We start from the raw sequence: 22,193 nt of genomic DNA on the forward strand, positions 1-22,193 counted from the left end.
CGCTGAACCCAGCCACCGCTGGACCGCCGACGGCGGCACCCACCCGGGTGCCGCCGTCGAGCCCTGCTTGGGCGAACCTGCTGGGGCAAACCCAGCCCCCGCGAAATCCGGGCAGGCCGCAGGCGGTAAAGTTGGAACCACTATGACTACTGCTTCCGCGTCGAACTCTGCCGCCATCCCCGCCGTCACCGCCGAGACCCCCGTCCGCGTCCGGTTCTGCCCGTCGCCCACGGGCACGCCGCACGTGGGCTTGATCCGCACCGCCCTGTTCAACTGGGCGTACGCGCGGCACACCGGCGGCAAGATGATCTTCCGCATCGAGGACACCGACTCCGCCCGCGACAGTGAGGAAAGCTACCACCAGCTGCTGGAGGCGCTGAAGTGGCTCGGCATCAACTGGGACGAGGGCGTAGAGGTGGGCGGCCCGCACGAGCCCTACCGCCAGTCCCAGCGCGGGGACATCTACCAGGACGTCATCGCCAAGCTAAAGGCCGGCGGACACGTCTACGAGTCCTACTCCACTCCGGATGAAATCGAAGCCCGCCACAAGGCAGCGGGCCGCGACCCCAAGCTGGGCTACGACGGTTTCGACCGCCACGTCACGGAGGAGCAGCTCGCCCAGTACAAGGCAGAAGGCCGCGAAGCCGTGCTCCGCCTGCGCATGCCGGACGAGGACCTCACGTTCAACGACCTCGTCCGCGGCGAAATCACGTTCAAGGCCGGTTCCGTGCCGGACTTCGCCGTGGTCCGTGCCAACGGCGCACCCCTCTACACCCTGGTCAATCCGGTGGACGACGCCCTCATGGGCATCACCCACATTCTCCGCGGCGAGGACCTGCTCAGCTCCACCCCTCGCCAGATCGCCCTCTACCGCGCCCTGTACGCCATCGGCGTGGCCGAGTACATGCCGGAGTTCGGCCACCTTCCCTACGTCATGGGCCAGGGCAACAAGAAACTCTCCAAGCGCGATCCCGAGTCGAGCCTGTTCCTGCACCGCGAGCGCGGCTTCATCCCCGAGGGCCTGCTGAACTACCTGTCCCTGCTGGGCTGGTCCCTGAGCGCCGACGAGGACATCTTCACCGTGGAGCAGCTCGTGGCCAACTTCGACATCCACGACGTCCTGGCCAACCCGGCACGCTTCGACATCAAGAAGGCCGAGGCCATCAACGGCACGCACGTGCGCCTCCTGGCGCCGGAGGTCTTCCGCGAACGCCTCGTCCCGTACCTGCGGGCCGCTGGTTTTGTGGGTGAGATCCTCACGGACCGCCAGGAAGAGATCCTCACCGAGGCCGCTCCGCTGGTCCAGGAACGCATCATCCTGCTGGGCGAGGCCCCGGAGATGCTCGCTTTCCTCTTCAAGGCCGACGACGCGATCGACGTCGCGGACGACGCCCGCAAGGGGCTCCCGGAGAACTTGGGCGAAATGCTCGACGCCGCCCTGGCCGCCCTTTCGCCGCTTGAGGAGTGGAACGCGGAGAACATCCAGACGGCCCTGAAGCAGGCGCTGGTGGAGGACCTCGGCATCAAGCCGCGGCTCGCCTTCGGCCCCGTGCGCACCGGCATCTCCGGACGCCGCATCTCGCCGCCGCTGTTCGAGTCGATGGTCATCCTGGGCAAGGACTCCTCCCTCGCCCGTCTCCGCGCGTTCCGCGGCTAGGCACCCGAGGCGCAGCGACATGGCAATTGACGGTTCCTTCGGCCGCATCCGGGGTGTCCTGTTCGACATCGACGACACCCTGGTGGACCTTGAGTTCTCCATGACCACGGCGCTGCGCGATGTCAGCGAACATCTCCTGCCCGGCCTTGATCCGGCCGGGTGGGAAAAGTTCGGGCGCATCTTCACCCACGAAACCACGCACTACTATGACCGCTACCTTGCCGGCGAACTGACGTTCAACGAGCAGAGGCTGCTGCGGGGGCGTGCGGCGCTGGGCCACTTCGGCGTCGACCTGGGCGACGGCGAACTGTCCCACCTCTGGCTCAGCGAGTACTCCCGCCTGCAGCCCAGTTACGTCCGCGCCTTCGAGGACGTTGCCCCTGTGCTGGACGCCCTGGACGCCGCCGGCATCCCCTACGGCGCAGTCAGCAACAACGTCCACGACTACCAGCGGGCCAAGCTGGACAGCGCCGGGCTCTCGCGCATCACCGTACTGGTGGGCACCGACACCGTGGGGGTGCCCAAACCGGACCCCGCCATCTATCTGGAGGGCGTCCGCCGCCTGGGCACCGCACCCGGTGACACGCTCTACATCGGTGACAACCGACTGCTCGACGCCGACGGCTCCACGGCGGCCGGCCTCTTGGGCGTCTGGCTCAACCGCACCGGCGAAACCGCCGAGGGCTTCGCAGGCCGCGAAGTCGACTCCCTCGCGCGGCTGCTCGCCGCCTAGCTTCCGGGGCTTCGCCGCCGCGACCAGCGCAGCTTTATGCCGCGCCCAACGCCAGGCGCCGCTTGCGCAGGAACACGAACGCGCCCACGGATCCCGCACCGAGGACCCCCACGAGTCCCACCGCCGTACCGGCGTCGGACTTTTCCGCCATGCTCGACGGCGACACAGCCGCCGCGCCCTGGTGCAGCTCTTCGGTGCCGGCCGCGATCCTGGCGTTGCCGTCCGCGAGTTTTTCCGCGCCGCCGGCCAGTTCCCCGGAGCCGGACGCGAGCTTGGCCGTTCCGTCGGAGAGCTGCGCGGCGCCTGCCGCCACGGCCTTGGACCCGTCCAGCAGGCCGGGGGAGGCGGGGTCGGAGGGGCTGCCCTTGATGCCGGCATTCAGGGACAGGGTGCCCTCGGCCAGGCGGGCCGTTCCGCTGGTCATCCTGGCCGTCGCCGCCAGCAGGCCCGGTCGTTCCGGATCGCCCGGTACGCCGTCCATGCCCGTGCGGATCTTGGCCGTGCCCTCGGCGAGCAGCTGCGTTCCCAGCACCACACCCGGGGCAGCGGGATCCTGGCTGTTCAGCTTCAGGGAGAGGGTCTGGAAGCCCGCGGTGAGCCGGCCCGTTCCGTCCTGCAGCCGGGCGGTGCCGTCACGGAGCTGGAGGCTTCCGTTCTGGAGTTCCGTGGCGCCGCCCTGCAGCTGTGCCGCCCCTGCGTCCAGCTTGGCGGCACCGGCTGCCAGCAGGGCGATCTTGTCCTTCAGGAGAGCCAGCGGAGCCAGCCGCTGGAGGGGGTCGTTGGCTGCTGCTTCCAGCTGCGCCAGTGCCTGGGCCAGGGCTGCTGTCCCCGTGCCTTTGCTCGGGTCATTCCCCGCACCGGCGTAGCCCCTGAGCTGCACTGTCCCCGCAGCAAGCCGGGCCGTGCCGTCGGCGAGACGGCCGGCTCCTGCATGGAGCTGCACGGCGCCGCTGTTGAGCTGCCCGGCGCCGTCGGCGAGGTTATTCTCGGCGTTGCCCGCCGCCGTCGGCGTCAGCGCAGCAGAGAGTTGGACGGCCCCGGCTGCGAGCCGCTGGGCGCCGTCGTCCACCTTGTAGACGCCCGGGGCCAGCTTGGCGTTGACGTCGTTCTCGATCTTCAGGGCACCGCTCGCCAGGGTTTCGGCCCCGGCCTGGAGCTTGTCCGCGCCGGGTGCCAGTTTGCCCAGCACACCCTGGTGCACCTTTTCGGCACCGTCTGCGAGTTTCGCTGCCCCGCTGTCTGCCTGCGAGGCCCCGCCCGCCAGCTTCGCTGCTCCTTCCTTGAGCTGCCCCGCGCCGGTAGAGGCCTGCCCGGCGCCTTCCCTAAGCTGGGCGGATCCGGCGGTGATCTTCCCTGTCACCACTGTGTAAAAGCCCAGCAGTGCGATGAGCAGCAATACCAGGACAGCAATGGCGATGACCTGGGTCCGGGTTCTTGTCCTCATGGCACTGGCACGGTTCTGTGTCACGGGTAATTCCTCTCGATGATTTCCCGACGGCGACGCTGCCGGCGGTCGATCCCCCATGTGACGCAGCTAACAGCCTGAGTTGGCCGCAGCTGTGCCGGTAAAGCGAATGAAAGTGACTGGCTACCGATCGGTAACTTACCGAGAGTAAACTTATGAATCCTTGAAATGCAAGGGTTTTTGCCCGCGCAGGCGCCTTGATGGTGATCGGGAAGGGGCCGTGAGAGTCCGCATTCGGGCCGATTTGTGCAGTCCCAAAGTGTCGGGTAGAGTAATTACTCGTGCTGAGGGGCACGGAGGGAAAAGCCAAGGCAAAGCCGAGGCGGTGAACTCCGGTCCGAAAGTCACTTTGGGATATGGTGTAATTGGCAACACAACGGTTTCTGGTACCGTCATTCTAGGTTCGAGTCCTGGTATCCCAGCTCTGAAATTCCGTGGAACTCCGCGGAAAATTCGGAAGTTTTGAGTCGGTTTTCCGATTTGGAACAAGGCTGAATATGTGAAAGAATCATTCAGCTTGAATGCCGGAAACGGCAATCAAAAAGTGCAAGGCCCCATCGTATAGCGGCCTAGTACGCCGCCCTCTCACGGCGGTAACGCGGGTTCGAATCCCGCTGGGGTCACAGATGAATCCCCCGGAACCGCAGGTTCCGGGGGATTTTCTTTTGCCCGGAATGTCGGGGTTACAGGAATGCCACTTACTTTCACCCCCGAAGCGTGGACAGGCTGGCATGATGATGCTGTGACCGCAAACGAACAGCCGACGGCTGCAGACAGACAGCCGGAACGGGGGCCGGCCGCGGCCGTCGGGCTCCTGGAGGCCACCCGCGAGGCATTGGCAGCCGCCTCCTTGCCGCTGGCGCTTCCCGAGGCCGAGGACGCGCGGCGCCGGATCCGTGAGTCGCTCGCCCAACTGGACGACTACATCCTTCCGCGGTACCGCAACCTCGACGCCCCGCTGCTGGCCGTCGTCGGCGGTTCCACCGGGGCCGGCAAGTCCACCCTGGTCAATGCCCTGGTGGGGCATCCCGTCACCCGGGCCGGGGCCATCCGCCCCACCACCCGGCAGCCCATCCTGCTGCACAACCCCGCCGACGACGCCTGGTTCCAGGACCAGCGCATCCTGCCAAACCTCAGCCGCATCCAAGGGACCGTCACGGCTGCCCCGGTGCCGGCGAACCAGGCAGGCGCGACGCCGGACGCCGCCGCCATCACCTCGCTGGTCCTGGTGGGACACCAAGGTGTTCCCGGCGGCATCGCGCTGCTGGACGCCCCCGACGTCGACTCCATTTCGGACGACAACCGCCGGCTTGCCGGGCAGCTCCTGGCCGCTGCGGACCTGTGGATCTTCGTCACCACCGCCAACCGCTACGCCGACGCCGTGCCGTGGAAACTGCTCCTCGACGCTGCCTCCCGCGACATCACCGTGGCCGTGGTGCTGGACCGTGTGCCGCCCGCCGCCGAACAGGAGGTCGCCACGGACCTCGCGGCCATGCTTGGGCGCGAAGGGCTGGGCCAAGCCAGGCTTTTCACCGTGCTTGAGGCGGCCCTGGATAAGTTCGGCATGCTGCCGGCAGCCGCCGTCACACCGCTCGGCCTCTGGCTCAAGGAACTGGCTGCCGACGCCGCCGGCCGGGCCGAACTCGCCCGGCGCACGCTCAACGGCGCCGTGAAGGCCCTGGGCGGCCATGTGGAGGCCGCTTCGCAGGCCGTCAGGGCCCAGGACGAGGCCTCGGATGGGCTGCGTGCCGCCGTCGACGAGGAATACCGGCAGGCCCTCGAACGCATCGTGGCCGCCACCCGGGACGGTGCGCTTCTGCGCGGCGAGGTCCTGGCGCGCTGGCAGGACTTCGTGGGCACGGGCGAGTTCTTCCGGGCTCTCGAACAAAACATCGGCCGCGTGCGCGACCGCATCGGGGCCTTCTTCCGGGGCGAGCCGACGCCGGCCGTCAAGGTGGAGACCGCCATCGAGACCGGATTGCAGGCAGTCATTCTCGACGAGGCAGCCAATGCCGCCGAGGACGTGGACCGGCGCTGGCGCTCGGACCCGGCCGGGCGGCAACTGCTGGGCAGCGACGACTTCTCCGGCACCAGCCCCGGATTCGAGCAAAGGGCCGCCGCTGCCATCCGCGGCTGGCAGGAAGGGCTCATGAACATGATCCGGACCCAGGGCCAGGGAAAGCGCAGCCAGGCCCGGTGGATGTCCTTCGGCGTCAACGGGCTCGGCGCGGCACTGATGATCGTGGTCTTTTCCATGACGGCGGGACTCACCGGACTGGAGATCGGCATCGCAGGCGGCACCGCCGTCGTCGGCCAGAAACTGCTGGAGGCGGTCTTCGGGGAAGAAGCGGTGCGCAAACTCGCCCAGCAAGCCAGGGACGACCTCCAGACCCAGTGCCGCAGCCTGCTGGAGGCCGAGAAGGAAAGGTTCCTGTCCCGGCTCAGCAGCGACGCCGCCGGCTCCGCGGAGTCCCTTGCCCGCAACGCACTGGCCCTCCGGCGGCTGGCGGAATCCGCATGAGCCGCCACAGCCAGGTCCGTGAAGCCTCAGCGCTGCAAGCCCGCCTCGAGGCACTGAACACGGCCCGGGAACTCGCCGAAGGCGTCCTGCCGGAACCGGTCCTCGACTCGGTGTACGGGGTCCTGGAGCGCGCCAGTTCCCGGCGTTCACTGTCCGCCGAGCACACCGTTGTTGGGTTCTTCGGCGCCACCGGTAGCGGCAAGTCCTCCCTGTTCAACGCCATCGCGGCTACCAACATTGCCACGGCTGCGGTACGCCGGCCCACTACCTCCGAGCCCCTTGCCGGCATCTGGGGAAGCGACGGCAGCGGGCCATTGCTGGACTGGCTCGATGTACGGCAACGGCACACGTTCGGCGAGGTGCCCGGCCTCGCCGCAGAGGACACCGGGCTGATCCTCCTGGACCTGCCCGACTTTGATTCCACACGCGCCGAGAACCGGCAGATTGTCCAGCGCATGGTGGGGATGGTGGACGTCCTGGTGTGGGTGCTCGATCCGCAGAAGTACGCCGACGCCGCTGTCCACAATGACTTCCTCCGGCCCCTGGCGTCCCACGGGGCCGTGACGCTCGTGGTGCTGAACCAGATCGACAAGCTCACCGCGGCAGACGCCGCTGCCGTCCTGGAATCGCTGCGCGGCATCCTGGCCCGCGACGGCCTGGGACAGGTGCAGATACTGGGCGCCTCCGCACTGGAAGGCACCGGCGTCGATGCCGTGCGGGCAGCCGTCCGCCGCGTGGTGGTGCAGCATGAAGCCGTGACGCAGCGCCTGGCCGCCGATGTGGCCAAGGCCGCGGAGGAACTGGGCGGTGCCTCGGGGGAGGGGGGCGCCAGCGGTGCCAGCCCTGCAGCGAGGGCGCGGCTCACCAAGGAACTTGCGACGGCGGCCAACGTCCACGTGGTGGTCGAGGCCGTGGGGCGCTCTTACAAGCGGGAGTCCGTGCGCCGCACGGGCTGGCCGTTGACGCGCTGGCTGCTGCGTTTCCGGCCGGATCCGCTGCGCCGCCTGAACCTTGGCCGGGACGATACGAAGGCCGAACTCAACCGGACCTCGCTGCCGCCTGCGGGAGCCCCCGAGCGGGCCCGTACGGATGCCGCCGTCCGTGATTTTGCCGACGCCGCCTCGCAGGGCGCCCCGGGTCCCTGGCGGGCCAGCATCCGCGGCGTTGCCCGAGACGGCCGTGACCAACTGCCCGATGCCCTGGACCAGGCCATCGCGGGCACGGACCTCAAAGCGGGCAGACGGTCATGGTGGTGGCCGGTGTTCAACACGGTGCAGTGGCTCTCGCTGCTGCTTGCCCTGGGTGGGGTCGGCTGGCTGGGCTTCCTTGCCGTGCTGGGCTACCTGCAGATGCCCGTGCCGGAGGTGCCCCGCGTGGAAGGCTGGCCGGTGCCGACGCTCATGATCGCCGGGGGAGTGCTGCTGGGAATTGTCCTGGCCATCGTGGGCCGGCTGATAGCAGGTGCCGCGGCCAGGATGCGCGCGGCGCAGGCCGGCAAGAGGCTCAGGGCTGCGGTGGCCCAGGTGGCCGACAGCCGCATCGTGGAGCCGGTGGAACTGGAGGTCAGCCGCCTGGCCTCGTTCAACGCTGCGCTGAAGGCGGCGCGGGCGAAGTAGGCGCGGCGAAATAGCTGCTTACGGTGCCGCGGCGGCGTCCCGGACCTTGATCATCGTGCGGAGATTCCGAGTGGTGGTGCTGGCCTTGTACCGGGCCTTGGAGGACAGCTTGCTGAACGGGCTGTCCAGGGTTCCTCCGGCGGGGGCGAGCCACGCCGAAGCCTCGGGCCCCAGCCGGAGCTGCTCCACGCCGCCCAAGGCTTCGCCGGCCTCGAACAGTTCATCCAGCACGGCAGTGTCCGAGGTGAGCGTGACGTAGCTGTGGGTGGACTTGTCGTCGGCGGGGTAGGGGCAGGCCTCCACGAGCTCGGCCACGCGGGAACCACTGAGCACCACCACCCAGGCGTCGTAGCCGAACGCATCGCGGAGGCATTTCTCGAACTGGGCCTTCACGTCCCCGGCACCAAGATCGCTCTGCAGCACCACATTGCCGCTGGCCAGAAGTGTCTTGACCCCGGTGAACGGATACGCCTTCAGGGCATCCTTGAGATCGGCCATCTTGATGTTGATCCCGCCCACGTTGATTCCGCGCAGGAAGACGGCATAGCTGTCCATGGGCCCACCCTACAGCGGGGGCCCGACGCCGGAATGGGCCCACGCCGCCAGGGTTCCCTGGACGAGCGCAGCGAGGTTAGGGGGCGGTGGGGATTACTCGTTGTTCTTGCGGAGCGCTTCGGTCAGCACGCGGGCGGCGTTGCAGACGACTTCGGCGTGCAGCCGGCCCGGCTGGCGCGTCAGGCGCTCGATGGGGCCGGAAATGGAGACGGCGGCAATCACGCGGCCGGACGGTCCGCGCACCGGTGCCGAAACGGAGGCGACACCCGGCTCGCGCTCGCCGAGGCTCTGGCCCCAGCCCCGGCGTCGTACTCCTGCCAGGACGGTGGGCGTAAAGCGCGCGTTCTGCAGGCCGTCCAGGAGGCGGTCGTGGTCTTCCCAGGCGAGGAGGACCTGGGCGGCGGAGCCGGCCTTCATGGACAACTGGGTGCCGACCGGGATGGTGTCGCGCAGGCCGATGGGGCGCTCGGCCGAGGCAACGCACACGCGCCAGTCGCCCTGACGGCGGAAGATCTGGGCGCTCTCGCCGGTGGCGTCGCGCAACTGGATGAGCACGGGGCCCGCCGAAGCGATCAGGCGGTCCTCGCCGGCGGCCGAGGCGAGCTCCACCAGCCGGCTGCCCAGGACGAAGCGGCCCTGGATGTCGCGGCTGACCAGGCGGTGGTGGACCAAGGCCAAGGCAAGCCTGTGCACGGTGGGCCGGGCGAGGCCCGTGGCTGCCACGAGCTGCGCGAGGGTGGTAGGCCCGGCCTCGAGTGCATCGAGCACCTGGGCCGCTTTATCGATGACGCCGACTCCACTAGAATTGTCCATGTAATGATATTGCCGTCTCATTATCTGAGATGCAAGTTGTTTCGCTGGCCTATTCCACGGCCGTGCTGGTTCAGTGGAAGCAGAACATCCAACCGCAGTGAAGGGAGCAGGCCGTGGGAAAGACACTGGCCGAGAAAGTCTGGGACGCACACGTGGTGCGCAAGGGTGAAGGCGAAGGAGCCAATGCCCAGCCCGACCTTCTCTTCATCGACCTGCACCTCGTCCATGAAGTGACATCCCCGCAGGCATTCGAAGGCCTGCGCCTGGCCGGCCGCCAGCTGCGCCGCCCGGACCTCACCATTGCCACCGAGGACCACAACACGCCCACGCTGGAGATCGACAAGCCGATCGCGGACCTCACCAGCCGCACGCAGATCGAGACCCTGCGCAACAACTGCAAGGAGTTCGGCGTCCGCCTGCACTCCCTGGGCGACGCCGAGCAGGGCATCGTGCACGTTGTGGGCCCGCAGCTGGGGCTGACCCAGCCCGGCATGACCGTGGTCTGCGGCGACTCGCACACCTCCACCCACGGCGCCTTCGGTGCCCTGGCAATGGGCATCGGCACGTCCGAGGTGGAGCACGTCATGGCCACCCAGACGCTCTCGCTCAAGCCCTTCAAGACCATGGCCATCAACGTTGAAGGCACGCTGCGTCCTGGGGTGACCGCCAAGGACATCATCCTGGCCGTCATCGCCAAGATCGGCACCGGCGGCGGCCAGGGCTATGTCCTGGAATACCGCGGCTCGGCCATCCGTGCCCTGTCCATGGACGCCCGCATGACCATCTGCAACATGTCCATCGAGGCAGGTGCCCGCGCCGGACTGGTTGCCCCGGACCAGATCACGTACGACTACATGTACGGCCGCCCCCACGCGCCGGAAGGCGCCGACTGGGATGCCGCCGTCGAGTACTGGAACACCCTGCACACCGACGCCGACGCCACCTTCGACGTCGAAGTGGACCTCGACGCCGACACCTTGGAGCCGTTCGTCACCTGGGGCACCAACCCCGGCCAGGGCGTCTCCCTGTCCGCCAAGGTTCCCTCCCCGGAGGACTTCGGCGACGAGAACGCCAAGGCTGCCGCCGAACGCGCCCTGCAGTACATGGGCCTCGAAGCCGGCACGCCCATGAAGGACATCCGCGTGGACACGGTCTTCCTGGGCTCCTGCACCAACTCCCGCATGGAGGACCTCCGCGCCGCGGCGGACATCGTCCGGGGCCGCACCAAGGACCCCAACATCCGCATGCTGGTGGTGCCGGGCTCGGCCCGCGTCCGTCTGGAAGCCGAGGCCGAGGGCCTGGACCAGGTCTTCAAGGACTTCGGCGCCGAGTGGCGCTTCGCCGGCTGCTCCATGTGCCTGGGCATGAACCCGGACCAGCTGGACGTGGGGGAACGCTGCGCCTCCACCTCGAACCGCAACTTTGAAGGCCGCCAGGGCAAGGGTGGCCGTACGCACTTGGTCTCACCCGTCGTCGCTGCTGCCACTGCCGTCCGCGGCACGCTCAGCTCGCCGTCGGACCTGGACCCCGCCCCCGCCGCCACCCTGACCGACGCCGCCTAGGAGGATCCCATGGAAAAATTCACCACCCACACCGGAATCGGCGTCCCGCTGCGCCAGAGCAACGTGGACACGGACCAGATCATCCCGGCCGTCTACCTCAAGCGCATCACCCGCACGGGCTTCGAAGACGCCCTGTTCGCTGCCTGGCGCAAGGACGAAACCTTCATCCTGAACCAGGAGCCGTTCAAGTCCGGCTCAGTGCTGGTGGCCGGCCCCGATTTCGGCACCGGCTCCTCGCGTGAACACGCCGTCTGGGCACTGAAGGACTACGGCTTCAAGACCGTGCTGTCCTCCCGCTTCGCCGACATCTTCCGCGGCAACTCCGGCAAGCAGGGCCTCCTCGCCGCCGAAGTCGCCCAGGACGACATCGAGCTCATCTGGAAGGTCCTGGAGAACGCCCCGGGCACCGAAGTCAAGGTTGACCTGGTCTCCAAGACGGTCGAATGCGGCAACGTGGTTGCGCCCTTCGAGATCGACGACTACACCCGCTGGCGCCTCCTGGAGGGCCTGGACGACATCGGGCTGACCCTGCAGCACGAGGAAGACATCACCGCCTACGAGGCCACCCGGCCCTCCTTCAAGCCGCTGACGCTTCCCGCCAAGACGCAGTAGGTTCGGGGCTGCCCCGTTTCAGAATTGCACCCGGTAAGGAACAACGCCCCCGCTTGACGGGGTGCACCGTTCCTCACCGGGTGCACTTTTGTTTCCGTGGCTGCGCGTGGGACGGAGCCCGGCCTCGCGGAGCTTCGTGCACAAGGCGGCGGCATTCCTTGCTTCCTGCCACATCCAGCGGACCACCCGCAGCCCGGTGGCGCGGAGCCTGTCTTCCCTGATCTTCTCGGCCCTGAGCACGTCTTCCGGCAGCCTGCCCTGCAGATATTTGCCCCGGCTGTACTTGGCCCAGCCATCGAATTCTCCGACCAGCCCGTGCTCCGGCCAGTAGTAGTGCGTGTAGCCGATCAGTCCCCGCCGGTCGGTGAACCTGGCCTGCAGCTCAGGTACCGGAAAGCCGGCCTGGATCATCACGGCACGGCTCAGGGACTCGCCCGGGGAACCCGAACGGGCGTCGGCTGCGGCCAGAACGCGCCGGACCCTGGCCTGCTTGGTGGCGCTGAGCTCATCCAGGCACCCGAGCAACCGTCCCCGGAGTTCTGCTTGTGACGCGATGCCATGGCCGAGGTACGCGGCATTTCCGGCCCGGTCCAGGGTGGCATCGAACGCGGGCAGTGCGTGCGCGAGGGGCAACCTCGCGGCCAGATCGCGCAGGGTTTCAGTGACCGGCGTGGTCTGCAGACCGTCGACGGTCACGATATTTGCGGACCCTGGGTCGCCGAACCGCCGGCGCACTCCGTTCTTGGAGCGTCCGCCGCCAGTGGTCCGTCGCACCAGCGTCTCTACTTCACGAGGAGTGTCGATCAGCGGCAGCCCCAGGATGACGGCGCCGGACTGTCCGCAGAATACCGGCGCGATCTTGGCCGTGGCCTGTACCGCGTGGATACGGACCGCGAATTGCTCCCACTCCTTCATCGAGTTCCAGCCGCCCGAAGGCAAGTAGAGGCCGCGCCGGATCTGGACCAGTTCCTTGCGCTTTGCCTGCCTGGCCACGGTCCGGGCGCCGTGGTCGTCATCGGGATCGCTATGCGGCGTGATCCACTCCGGGACGGAAAGGGCAGCCCGCGGTTCCTGACCGGTCGACTCGGCCCAGCCTGGCAGATCTCGCGGACCGCACGTCCCGCAACTCCACCCCGAACCCCCGTCATTTCGGATCAGTTCCGCGAGCTTCTATGCTTAGCTGGAGCCTTTGTAAGTATGGGGGGCGAGTATTCGTGAGGAAACCGGTATAGATGAGTAGTGTTCTGACAATCCGCGGTGGCGTCCCGTTGACCGGGCGCGTAACCGTTCGCGGTGCCAAGAACCTTGTACCAAAAGCGATGGTGGCGGCGCTGCTGGGCAGCGAGCCGTCCGTGCTGCGGAACGTGCCGGAAATCAAGGACGTGGAGGTTGTCACCAGCCTCCTGCAGCTCCACGGCGTGACCGTGGTGAAGGACCCCGTCACGGGGGATCTCACCCTGGATCCCAAGGACGCCAAGACGGCCTCCAGCACGGCCATCGACGCCCATGCCGGTGACTCCCGCATCCCCATCCTGCTCTGCGGCCCGCTTATCCACGCGATCGGCGAAGCCTTCATTCCGGACCTCGGCGGCTGCAAGATCGGCGACCGCCCCATTGATTACCACCTGAACGTGCTGCGCCAGTTCGGCGCCGTCGTGGAGAAACGCCCCGGCGGCATCCACATTTCGGCGCCGCACGGCCTGCAGGGCGCCAAGATCTCGCTGCCGTACCCGTCTGTCGGGGCCACGGAGCAGGTCCTGCTGAGCGCCACGCGTGCAGAGGGCATTACGGAACTCTCCGGCGCCGCCACGGAGCCGGAAATCATTGACCTCATCGCCGTGCTTCAGAAGATGGGCGCCATCATCAGCGTCCAGACGGACCGCACCATTCGGATCGAAGGCGTCAAGGACCTGGGCGGCTATGACCACCGTGCCCTGTCCGACCGCAACGAATCGGCGTCGTGGGCGTCGGCCGCGCTGGTGACCCGCGGCGACATTTTCGTCGAGGGTGCCTCGCAGCGCGACATGATGACGTTCCTGAACACCTACCGCAAGGTGGGCGGTGGCATGGACATCCGCGAGGACGGCATCCGTTTCTACCACCCCGGCGGCAAGCTGAGCCCGCTGGTCCTCGAGACCGATGTGCACCCCGGTTTCATGACCGACTGGCAGCAGCCCCTGGTGGTTGCCCTGACCCAGGCCGAGGGCGTCTCGATCGTGCACGAAACCGTGTACGAGAACCGCTTCGGCTTCACTGAGGCGCTGACGCGCATGGGTGCCAGCATCCAGGTCCACCGCGAATGCCTCGGCAGCGTGCCGTGCCGCTTCGGCCAGCGGAACTTCCTGCACTCGGCCGTCATCTCCGGCCCCACCCCGCTGCAGGGCACGGACATCGACATCCCGGACCTCCGCGGTGGCTTCAGCCACCTCATCGCAGCCCTCGCCGCCACCGGAACCTCACGGGTCACGGGCATCGACATCATCAACCGCGGCTACGAGCGCTTCACCGACAAACTGGCCGGCCTCGGCGCAGATTTCGACATCACCTCAGCCAAGTAACGGGGGACCTCCTTGAAGGAATCGGCCAAGAGCCGTGCCATGTTCGCGCTGCTCGCAGGGCTCGCGCGTCCGCTGATGAACGTCCTTATGGCCAAGAAGTGGGAAGGCACTGACAAGCTTCCCGCCGGAGGCTTCATCGCGGCGCCGAACCACTGCACGGAGATCGACCCCGTGGTGGTGGGGCACATGCTGTACAACATGAAGCGTCCGCCGCACTTCCTCGCCAAGGCGGGTCTCTTCAAGGCCCCCGTCCTGGGCACCTTGCTGCGCGCCACCAACCAGATCCCGGTGGAACGCTCGACGGCGGGAGCGAACCGCTCGCTGCAAGCGGCCCGGGACGTGGTGGACGCCGGCGGGGCCATCATCATCTACCCGGAAGGCACGCTCACCCGGGATCCGGGTTTGTGGCCGATGAAGGGGCACACCGGTGCGGCGCGCCTGGCCCTTCAGACCGGAATACCCGTGGTCCCGATCGCGCACTGGGGCGCCCACGAGGTCTTTCCCCGGTACGCTAAACGCTTCCACATTTTCCCGCGCAAGACCTCACGCATCCTGGTGGGTGAACCCGTGGACCTCAGCGCCTTTGCGGGCAGGCCCCTGGACCGGGCCACGCTGACCGAAGCCACGGACGTGATCATGGATGCCATCACCGCCCTCCTGGCCACCCTGCGCGGCGAGGATCCCCCGGCGGAGCGCTGGGATCCCTCGGCCCATAACCAGGCCAAGCACGGACGCTTCATGGAGCGCGGCGCCGCAAGCAGCGCCGCCCCGGACGACGCCCCAGCAACGGACCCCGAGCCCGGTCAGGACGGCCCCAAATGACACACAGCCAATCAGTCATTGCCGTGCTCGGCGCGGGGTCCTGGGGCACCACCTTCGCGAAGGTCCTTGCCGACGCCGCCGCCGCAGCCGGCAGTGAACGGAGCATCCGGATCTGGGGCCGCCGCGCCGAAGTGGTGGAGCAGATCAACACCAAGCACCGCAACGAGCAGTACCTCAAGGACACCGAGCTGCCGACCTGCATCACCGCCTCCACCGATGTCGCCGAGGTCCTCGACGGCGCGGGCATCGTCATACTCGCCGTCCCGGCCCAGTCCCTGCGCCCCCAGCTGCGCGAGTGGAAGCCGCTGCTTGCGCCCGGCGTCGTGGTTGTTTCCCTGATGAAGGGGCTCGAGCTCGGCACGGACGCCCGCATGAGTGAAGTGATTGCCGAGGAGTTCGACATCCCGGCGGCGCGGGTCGCCGTCGTCTCCGGCCCCAACCTGGCGATGGAAATCGCCCGGGAGGAACCGACGGCATCCGTGGTCGCCTGCAGCGACGAGGCCACGGCCGTGTCGATCGCCGTCTGCTGCACCGCCCCGTACTTCCGCCCCTACACGAGCACCGATGTGGTGGGCGTGGAAATCGGCGGCATCGTCAAGAACGTCATCGCCCTCGCGGTGGGCATCTGCGAAGGCCGCCAGATGGGCGACAACACCAAGGCCTCCGTCATCACGCGCGGCCTGGCCGAAACCTCGCGCCTGGCCCTGGCACTGGGCGGGCAGGCGCACACCATGGCCGGCCTCGCGGGCCTGGGCGACCTCGTGGCCACCTGCTCCTCGCCGTTGTCCCGCAACCACACCGCGGGCCGTCTGCTGGGCGAAGGCCTCACCCTGGAACAGGTCACCGAGCGCATGACGCAGACCGCCGAAGGCATCAAGTCCGGCCACGCCGTCCACGAGCTGGCCGGCAAGCTGGGCGTCGAGATGCCCATTACGGCAGCCGTGGTGGCTGTCCTCGAAGGCAAAATGTCCGTTGATGATCTCGGGCCGCGCTTGCTGGCCCGGGCCCTGAAGTCCGAAGGCGATTACTGACCGTGACCGAAGAAACCACCCCCGACGCCGTCCGCCGCCCCCGCGTGGCCGTGCTGTTTGGCGGCCGCTCCAGCGAGCACGCCGTCAGCTGCGTGACTGCCGCCGGCGTCATGGGCGCCATCGACAAGAGCAAGTACGACGTCGTTCCGATCGGGATCGCCAAGTCCGGCCAGTGGGTGCTCGCCTCGGGCGACACCAGCCAGTGGTCACTGAGCGCTGCCTCGCTGCCGGAAGTGGCGCCGTCGGACAAGACCGTCACTCTGGCCGAAATCGGCGGGGCACACCAGTTGATCGTCACGGAGCCCAACGCGGTGCCGCAGGAGCTCGGCCCGGTGGACGTGGTCTTCCCGCTGCTGCACGGTCCTTGGGGCGAGGACGGCACCATCCAGGGGCTGCTGGAGCTCTCGGACACCCGTTACGTGGGTGCCGGCGTGCTGGCTTCCGCGGTGGGCATGGACAAGCACTTCATGAAGGTCGTTTTCGAGGCCGCCGGCCTGGTGGTGGGGCCGTATATCGCCGTGACGGACCGTGAGTGGAGCAACGACGCCGAGGCCGTGCGCAAGCGCGTGGACCGGCTGGGCTTCCCCGTCTTCGTCAAGCCGGCGCGTGCGGGCTCGTCGATGGGCATCTCCAAGGTGGACTCCCTGGCCGGCCTCGACGCGGCCATCGAAGAGGCCCGCCGGCACGACCTCAAACTGGTCATCGAGGCCGGAATTGTGGGCCGCGAGATCGAGTGCGCCGTGCTGGAAGGCCGGGGCACCGATGCACCCCGCACGTCCATGCCGGGCGAGATCGCAGTCGCGGCAGGAGAGCACGAGTTCTACGATTTCAATGCCAAGTACGTCGAGGACGGCGCCGCGGCACTGAGCTGCCCGGCGGACATGCCGGAGGAGGCCATTGCCCGGGTCCGCGAGCTTGCCGCACAGGCGTTTGACGCCGTCGGCGCCGAGGGACTGAGCCGGGTGGACTTCTTCTACACGCCCGACGGCGAACTCATCATCAACGAGATCAACACGATGCCCGGCTTCACGCCCAAGAGCATGTACCCGCAGATGTGGGCCGCCTCGGGCCTGCCCTACGCCGGGCTGATCGACGAACTGATCTACCTTGCGCTGAACCGGAAGACCGGCCTGCGCTGACGGCCGGGCGGTGACAGCCCGACGGCGGTGGCCGCCGTGCGCTGTCCCCCGGGAGGCGCTCCGGCTACTTGCTGGTCGGCAGGTTCTGGACCTCTTCCTGGCCAACGCAGTTTCTGGTGGCCTTGATCTTGCCCGCCGACGCGGAGAGATCGGCCAGCACGGTCGCCGAACTGATCTTGTCCGGGTCCATCAGGATTTCCGTGGCCGGTTCGCGGCCGTAGGTGGTCAGCGTCCAGAACGGCTCGCCTTCCTTGATGACCCAGTCGATGTCATTGACGCTCACGCAGCGGTCCGTGGTGGGGCCGGGAACGTTGACGCCGCAGCGCAGGATGACCCGCGAGGGGTCGCCCCAAGCCGCTGTTGCCTGGCTGTTGGTCTTCCGCAGGGCAGCGTCGCCGATCGCGTCCGGGAGCGCCACCATCATGGGGGCACAGGCCGGATTCGCAGCGTCGCCGGCGGCGGCGACATCCACTGCGGGGGAGCAGCCGCTGAGAACGAGGAGCGATGCAGCCGCGGCTGATACAGAACAAAGGGCGCGGATGTGCACGGCGGGTCTCGTTTGTCGCATGTGTCCAGCCTATCGTGGAGTTCGGAACCAGGTTTTCGGAACCGGGTTCAGGGATCACCCGGACCGCTCGTGCCTGGCAACGGACGATCCCCACGCCTGGGGGGCATTGGAAGGAAGAAACGTTGGGTCGGGAACGCGAACGCGCTGCCGACGAATTCGAGCCGCAGCCGGCACGGATGCTTCAATGTCGGCGCCAAGCGATAGCGTAGACGCGTGCCCAATGAACAGTTGACCGTTGCCGAACTCTCGGAGTCCGAGCTCCTCGCCCGGATCTTCCCGCGCCTGGACCACAGCCCCGGCATCCTGCTGGGCCCGGGGGACGATGCCGCGCTGGTGGCCGCCCCGGACGGCCGGACGCTGATTTCGATTGACACCCAGACCCAGGACCAGGACTTCCGCCTCGAGTGGAACAACGGCTACCGGACCACCGGGTACGACGTCGGCTGGAAGTCCGCGGCGCAGAACCTCAGCGATATCAATGCCATGGGCGGCCGCGCCACATCCATGGTGGTCAGCCTGACCATGCCGCCGGGCACCCCCGTCGAATGGGTCGAAGGCTTCGCCGACGGGCTAACCGCAGGCATCATCGGCCTCGGCGCCGCAGACTGCTCCGTCGCAGGCGGTGACCTGGGGCGCGGCCGCGAGATCGCGGTGACGGTCGCCGTCGTCGGGACCCTGGACGGCCTCCCACCAGTGCTGCGCTCCGGCGCCCGGCCCGGGGACACGCTCGCCCTGGCGGGAACCGTCGGACGGGCCGCGGCAGGGCTTGCCCTGCTCGAGAGCGACATTCCGGCAGGCTCGCTCACCGCGGAACAGCGGCAGCTCATGGACGGCCAGTGCCGGCCGGTGCCGCCCCTCGCGGCTGGTCCGTCCGCCGCACGGGCAGGTGCCACCGCGATGATGGACGTCTCCGACGGCCTGGTGCGCGACGGCGGCCGTCTCGCCGCCGCCAGCGGCGTGGGGCTAGACCTTGACCCCGCTGCCCTGAAACCCCTTGCCGAGGCGCTGCGCGCAGCCTCGGACCTCCTCGCAGCGGACCCCATGACCTGGGTGCTCGGCGGGGGAGAGGACCACGGCCTCCTGGCCACGTTCCCGGCCGGAATTCAGCTGCCGCAGGGCTTCACTGCGATAGGCTCGGTGCAGGCCGTTGCCGAGGGCGGACGCACTGGCGTCACCATGGCGGGGCTGGCCGCAAACACCGTGGGATGGGATCACTTTGCAGACTAAGATTGCCGCCAACGCGCAGGCGATGAAGCGCTGGCTGGGCAAGGCGGAGACCACGCTCGGCAACCACAGCGACCGCCTCAACGCCATCAACATCTTCCCCGTGGCCGACGGCGACACCGGTACCAACCTGTACCTCACCGTCCGTGCGGCCCGGCTTGCGCTCGCCGGCGACACCACCGAAGGCACCGAGGGCGGCACCGACATCGGGGCGGTCCTCGCAAAGGCCGGCCAGGCCGCGATGGAGCAGGCCCGGGGGAACTCCGGCACCCTGTTCGCCGTCTTCCTGTGCGCGGTTGCGGAACCCCTCGCGGGCAAGTCACGGCTGAGTGCCTCCGTGCTGGCCACGGCCCTGGACCGCGCCCAGATCCGCGCCTGGTCCGCGTTGAGCGATCCCGTGCCCGGCACCATGCTGTCCGTCCTCGAATCCGCGGCCCGGGCCGCCGGAACCATGGACACCGCGCAAAACGGCGACGACAGCAACTACGCCCTGGCCCTGGCCCTGGACGCCGTGGTGGACGCCGCCCTGGCGGCCGTCATCCGCACCGAAGACGAACTCGCGCCCCTGCACGCCGCCCACGTGGTGGACTCCGGCGGCGTGGGCATGCTGCTGGTCCTGGACTGCCTGCGCTCCGCCGTGCTCGGCGAGGAACTGGAGGACGAACTCCTGGAGGGGCTGCACGGATACAAACTGCAGGATCCGCACATCCACGCCCAGATGCCACCCGACGACGGCGTCGAAGTCATGTGCACCATCAACCTTTCGCCCCTGTCAGCCGCCACCCTCCGGCAGCGGCTGGACGAGATGGGCGATTCCGTCATCATGAGCCAAGTGGGCAGCTCCGCCGGCCACGATGACGACGATTCCACGGCCGAGACCAGCTACCGCTGGCGGGTCCACGTCCACGTCCGCGATCCCGAACCGGCAGTTGCGCTGATCCGTTCCCTCGGCGAACCCGCCGGCATCGAGATCAGCCAGCTTGCCGCGGCCCGTGAACCCGCAGCCCCCGGCGCCTCCGCAGGCCGGCACCGGCATGAACTCTGAGCTGGATCTGCCCCTCGAACGCAAGATCGGCAAGCGCTCCGCCTCCGTCATTGAAAAGCACCTGGGGCTGAAGACAGCAGGCTCCCTGCTGAACTACTTCCCGCGCCGGTACCTCAGCCGCGGGGAACTGACGCCCATCAGCAACATCCCGCTTGACGAGGAAGTCACCCTGATCGCCCGGGTGCTGTCCAACTCCACCCGCCAGATGCGCGCCCGCCGAGGTTCCCTGACCGACGTCGTGGTCACCGACGACGCCGGCGGAAGCCACGTGCCCGGAACGCTCAAGCTCAGCTTCTTCAACGGCTTCCGCGCCAAGGCCGAACTGCAGCCCGGTCGGCGTGCCATGTTCTCCGGCAAGGTAACCCGCTACGGCGGATCCCTGGGCCTGACCAACCCGGACTTCATGCTGCTGGACGAGGACCCGGAGCTCACAGGGTCGCTGGATCCCGAGAAGCTGGCGGCCATGCCCATCCCGGTCTATCCGGCCACGGCCAAGCTCACCAGCTGGTCCATCCACAAGGTCATCAGCTCCTTGCTGCAGACCCTCGACCTCGACGCCCTCGAAGACCCGCTGCCGCAGTCCATCGCCGGCCGGGACGGCCTGCTGACCGTGGCCGATGCCTACCGCCTCATTCATTCGCCGGAGACCGCCGGGGACTGGCGGCGGGCGCAGCAACGCTTCCGTTACCAGGAAGCGCTGGTCCTGCAGACCGCGCTGGCCCGCCGCCGCGCCCAGTTGGCAGCCGAGGAAGCGACCGCCCGGCGGCCCCGCGCCGAGGGCCTCCTGTCCTGTTTCGACCGGCAGTTGCCGTTCACCCTCACGGCCGGCCAGACCGCCGTCGGGAAGACCCTCGCGGAGGAGCTCGCCCAGGACACCCCCATGAACCGCCTGCTGCAGGGCGAGGTGGGCTCCGGCAAGACCATCGTTGCCCTGCGCGCGATGCTCCAGGTGGTCGACGCCGGCGGGCAGGCCGCCCTGCTGGCCCCCACCGAGGTCCTCGCGGCCCAGCACTTCGACTCCATCCGCCGCACCCTGGGCCCTCTGGCCGGCGACGGGATCTTCGGCGGGACCGGGATGCTGGGCGGCGACGCCGGCCCGGACACCGTGCAGCTGACCCTGCTGACCGGTTCCCTGCCCACGGCCGCCAGGAAGCAGGCCATGCTGGACGCGGCCTCCGGGAACGCCGGCATCGTGATCGGCACCCACGCCCTTCTGAGCGACAAGACCAGCTTCCAGGACCTGGGCCTGATCGTGGTGGACGAGCAGCACCGCTTCGGCGTCGAACAGCGCGACGCCCTCCGCGCGAAAGCCAACCGCCCGCCGCACCTGCTGGTCATGACCGCCACGCCCATTCCCCGCACGGTGGCCATGACCGTGTTCGGCGACCTCGAAACCTCCGTGCTGGATGAGCTGCCCGCCGGCCGCGCACCCATCTCCACGCATGTGGTGGGGCTCGCCGAAAACCCCGGCTGGGCGGAGCGGATCTGGAAACGCTCGCGTGAGGAGATCGACGCCGGCCACCAGGTCTATGTGGTGTGCCCCAAGATCGGCACCGACGACGACGGCGACTTCACCCCCGGCGAAGCCGAGCCGAGCGACGCCGACCTGGCGGAGGATGCCTCCGCCCGCGAACTCGCCTCCGTGACGACGGTGCTGGAGAGCCTGCGCCAGGAAGCAGTGCTGGACGGCGTCCGTGTGGAGCCGCTGCACGGCCGCCAGGACCCCGCGCTCAAGACCGAGACCATGGCCTCCTTCGCCGCCAACGAAACCAAGCTGCTCGTGTCCACCACGGTGATCGAGGTGGGCGTGGACGTCCACAACGCCACGCTCATGGTGATCCTGGACGCAGACCGCTTCGGCATCTCGCAGCTGCACCAGCTGCGCGGACGCGTGGGCCGCGGCGGGCTGCCCGGAACCTGCCTGCTGGTGACCACGTTGGAGCCGGGCCACCCGAGCCGCCGGCGCCTGGACGCCGTGGCGGCAACCACCGACGGCTTCGAGCTCTCCCAGGAAGACCTCAAGCTCCGCCGCGAAGGCGACATTCTGGGCGCCTCGCAGTCCGGCGGCCGCTCCACCCTGAAGCTACTGCGCGTGCTGGAGCACGAGGACATCATCGCCCGGGCCAGGGCCGACGCCCAGCGGCTCGTGGCCGAGGACCCCGGGCTGCAGAACCACCAGACGCTGGCCGCGGCCATCGACGACTACTTGAACCCCGAGAAGGAGGCGTTCCTTGAACGCGGCTAAGGAATCCATGCAGCATCAGACGCAGAC

General features: G+C 68.4%; 18 protein-coding genes and 2 tRNA genes. 15 read left to right on the forward strand and 5 right to left on the reverse strand.

What is annotated here, in order from left to right; translation table 11 throughout:
* Positions 1-142: 142 nt before the first annotated feature.
* Both gltX and J1902_RS03295 read left to right on the forward strand, forming a co-directional pair.
* Positions 143-1,657: a glutamate--tRNA ligase gene (gltX, locus tag J1902_RS03290; protein ID WP_207614821.1), complete on the forward strand. Its 1,515-nt coding sequence runs from the start codon at positions 143-145 to the stop codon at positions 1,655-1,657.
* Between the two features lie 19 nt (positions 1,658-1,676).
* A complete protein-coding gene (locus tag J1902_RS03295; RefSeq protein ID WP_207614822.1) occupies positions 1,677-2,390 on the forward strand; it encodes an HAD family hydrolase in 714 nt (237 codons plus the stop codon).
* A 34-nt stretch (positions 2,391-2,424) separates the two neighbouring features.
* Here the strand turns inward: J1902_RS03295 and J1902_RS03300 are convergent, their stop codons facing one another.
* Positions 2,425-3,858, reverse strand: a complete 1,434-nt coding sequence (locus J1902_RS03300) for a hypothetical protein (RefSeq protein WP_207614823.1) — start codon at positions 3,856-3,858, stop codon at positions 2,425-2,427.
* A gap of 347 nt (positions 3,859-4,205) precedes the next feature.
* Between J1902_RS03300 and J1902_RS03305 the strand changes: the two genes are divergently transcribed.
* From J1902_RS03305 to J1902_RS03320, 4 genes are all read left to right on the forward strand, one after another.
* Positions 4,206-4,277 (forward strand) — tRNA-Gln (locus tag J1902_RS03305).
* 128 nt (positions 4,278-4,405) lie between these two features.
* Positions 4,406-4,478 (forward strand) — tRNA-Glu (locus J1902_RS03310).
* A 68-nt stretch (positions 4,479-4,546) separates the two neighbouring features.
* Positions 4,547-6,376 carry a dynamin family protein gene (locus tag J1902_RS03315; RefSeq protein ID WP_207614824.1) on the forward strand — a complete coding sequence of 610 codons (1,830 nt, stop codon included), beginning with the start codon at positions 4,547-4,549 and terminating at the stop codon, positions 6,374-6,376.
* Complete coding sequence (locus J1902_RS03320; RefSeq protein ID WP_207614825.1) at positions 6,373-7,992, forward strand: GTPase; 1,620 nt, start codon at positions 6,373-6,375, stop codon at positions 7,990-7,992. Before J1902_RS03315 ends, J1902_RS03320 begins: the two co-directional genes overlap by 4 nt.
* Before the next feature lie 18 nt (positions 7,993-8,010).
* Here J1902_RS03320 and J1902_RS03325 read toward each other — a convergent pair whose 3' ends face one another.
* Both J1902_RS03325 and J1902_RS03330 read right to left on the reverse strand, forming a co-directional pair.
* Positions 8,011-8,547 (reverse strand): DUF1697 domain-containing protein, encoded by a 537-nt coding sequence (locus J1902_RS03325; RefSeq protein ID WP_207614826.1) that lies wholly within the window; start codon positions 8,545-8,547, stop codon positions 8,011-8,013.
* A gap of 93 nt (positions 8,548-8,640) precedes the next feature.
* Positions 8,641-9,360: an IclR family transcriptional regulator gene (locus J1902_RS03330; protein WP_207614827.1), complete on the reverse strand. Its 720-nt coding sequence runs from the start codon at positions 9,358-9,360 to the stop codon at positions 8,641-8,643.
* A gap of 113 nt (positions 9,361-9,473) precedes the next feature.
* On the opposite strand from J1902_RS03330, the gene leuC reads away from it, so the two are divergent.
* Complete coding sequence (gene leuC, locus J1902_RS03335) at positions 9,474-10,922, forward strand: 3-isopropylmalate dehydratase large subunit (protein ID WP_207614828.1); 1,449 nt, start codon at positions 9,474-9,476, stop codon at positions 10,920-10,922.
* A 9-nt stretch (positions 10,923-10,931) separates the two neighbouring features.
* Positions 10,932-11,534 carry a 3-isopropylmalate dehydratase small subunit gene (leuD, locus tag J1902_RS03340; RefSeq protein ID WP_207614829.1) on the forward strand — a complete coding sequence of 201 codons (603 nt, stop codon included), beginning with the start codon at positions 10,932-10,934 and terminating at the stop codon, positions 11,532-11,534.
* An 18-nt stretch (positions 11,535-11,552) separates the two neighbouring features.
* Here leuD and J1902_RS03345 read toward each other — a convergent pair whose 3' ends face one another.
* Positions 11,553-12,527: a hypothetical protein gene (locus J1902_RS03345; protein ID WP_207614830.1), complete on the reverse strand. Its 975-nt coding sequence runs from the start codon at positions 12,525-12,527 to the stop codon at positions 11,553-11,555.
* Positions 12,528-12,766: 239 nt separating this feature from the next.
* On the opposite strand from J1902_RS03345, the gene murA reads away from it, so the two are divergent.
* Genes murA through J1902_RS03365 form a run of 4 tightly spaced genes read left to right on the forward strand, consistent with a single transcriptional unit; the run spans position 12,767 to position 17,084 of the window.
* Positions 12,767-14,092, forward strand: a complete 1,326-nt coding sequence (murA, locus tag J1902_RS03350) for a UDP-N-acetylglucosamine 1-carboxyvinyltransferase (protein ID WP_207614831.1) — start codon at positions 12,767-12,769, stop codon at positions 14,090-14,092.
* A gap of 12 nt (positions 14,093-14,104) precedes the next feature.
* Positions 14,105-14,914, forward strand: coding sequence for a lysophospholipid acyltransferase family protein (locus J1902_RS03355; protein ID WP_207614832.1), 810 nt, complete (start codon positions 14,105-14,107; stop codon positions 14,912-14,914).
* On the forward strand, positions 14,911-15,945 hold the full coding sequence (locus J1902_RS03360) for an NAD(P)H-dependent glycerol-3-phosphate dehydrogenase (RefSeq protein WP_207614833.1): 1,035 nt from the start codon (positions 14,911-14,913) through the stop codon (positions 15,943-15,945). The genes J1902_RS03355 and J1902_RS03360 overlap by 4 nt, the downstream gene beginning before the upstream one ends.
* Entirely contained in the window at positions 15,942-17,084 is a 1,143-nt protein-coding gene (locus J1902_RS03365) for a D-alanine--D-alanine ligase family protein (protein WP_207614890.1), read from the forward strand. The genes J1902_RS03360 and J1902_RS03365 overlap by 4 nt, the downstream gene beginning before the upstream one ends.
* Before the next feature lie 64 nt (positions 17,085-17,148).
* On the opposite strand, the gene J1902_RS03370 is transcribed toward J1902_RS03365, so the two are convergent.
* Positions 17,149-17,652, reverse strand: coding sequence for a DUF3515 family protein (locus J1902_RS03370; protein ID WP_207614834.1), 504 nt, complete (start codon positions 17,650-17,652; stop codon positions 17,149-17,151).
* Between the two features lie 213 nt (positions 17,653-17,865).
* Between J1902_RS03370 and thiL the strand changes: the two genes are divergently transcribed.
* From thiL to J1902_RS03385, 3 genes are read left to right on the forward strand one after another with little or no spacing between them, the layout of a single operon-like run.
* Positions 17,866-18,879 carry a thiamine-phosphate kinase gene (gene thiL, locus J1902_RS03375; RefSeq protein WP_207614835.1) on the forward strand — a complete coding sequence of 338 codons (1,014 nt, stop codon included), beginning with the start codon at positions 17,866-17,868 and terminating at the stop codon, positions 18,877-18,879.
* Between the two features lie 22 nt (positions 18,880-18,901).
* Complete coding sequence (locus tag J1902_RS03380; RefSeq protein WP_207614891.1) at positions 18,902-19,921, forward strand: DAK2 domain-containing protein; 1,020 nt, start codon at positions 18,902-18,904, stop codon at positions 19,919-19,921.
* The gene (locus J1902_RS03385) at positions 19,911-22,166 is read left to right on the forward strand and encodes an ATP-dependent DNA helicase RecG (protein WP_207614836.1); all 2,256 of its coding nucleotides are present in this window, start codon (positions 19,911-19,913) and stop codon (positions 22,164-22,166) included. The genes J1902_RS03380 and J1902_RS03385 overlap by 11 nt, the downstream gene beginning before the upstream one ends.
* The last annotated feature ends 27 nt before the right edge of the window (positions 22,167-22,193 follow it).

Source organism: Arthrobacter cavernae (assembly GCF_017368795.1).
GTDB classification, from domain to species: Bacteria; Actinomycetota; Actinomycetes; order Actinomycetales; family Micrococcaceae; genus Arthrobacter; species Arthrobacter cavernae.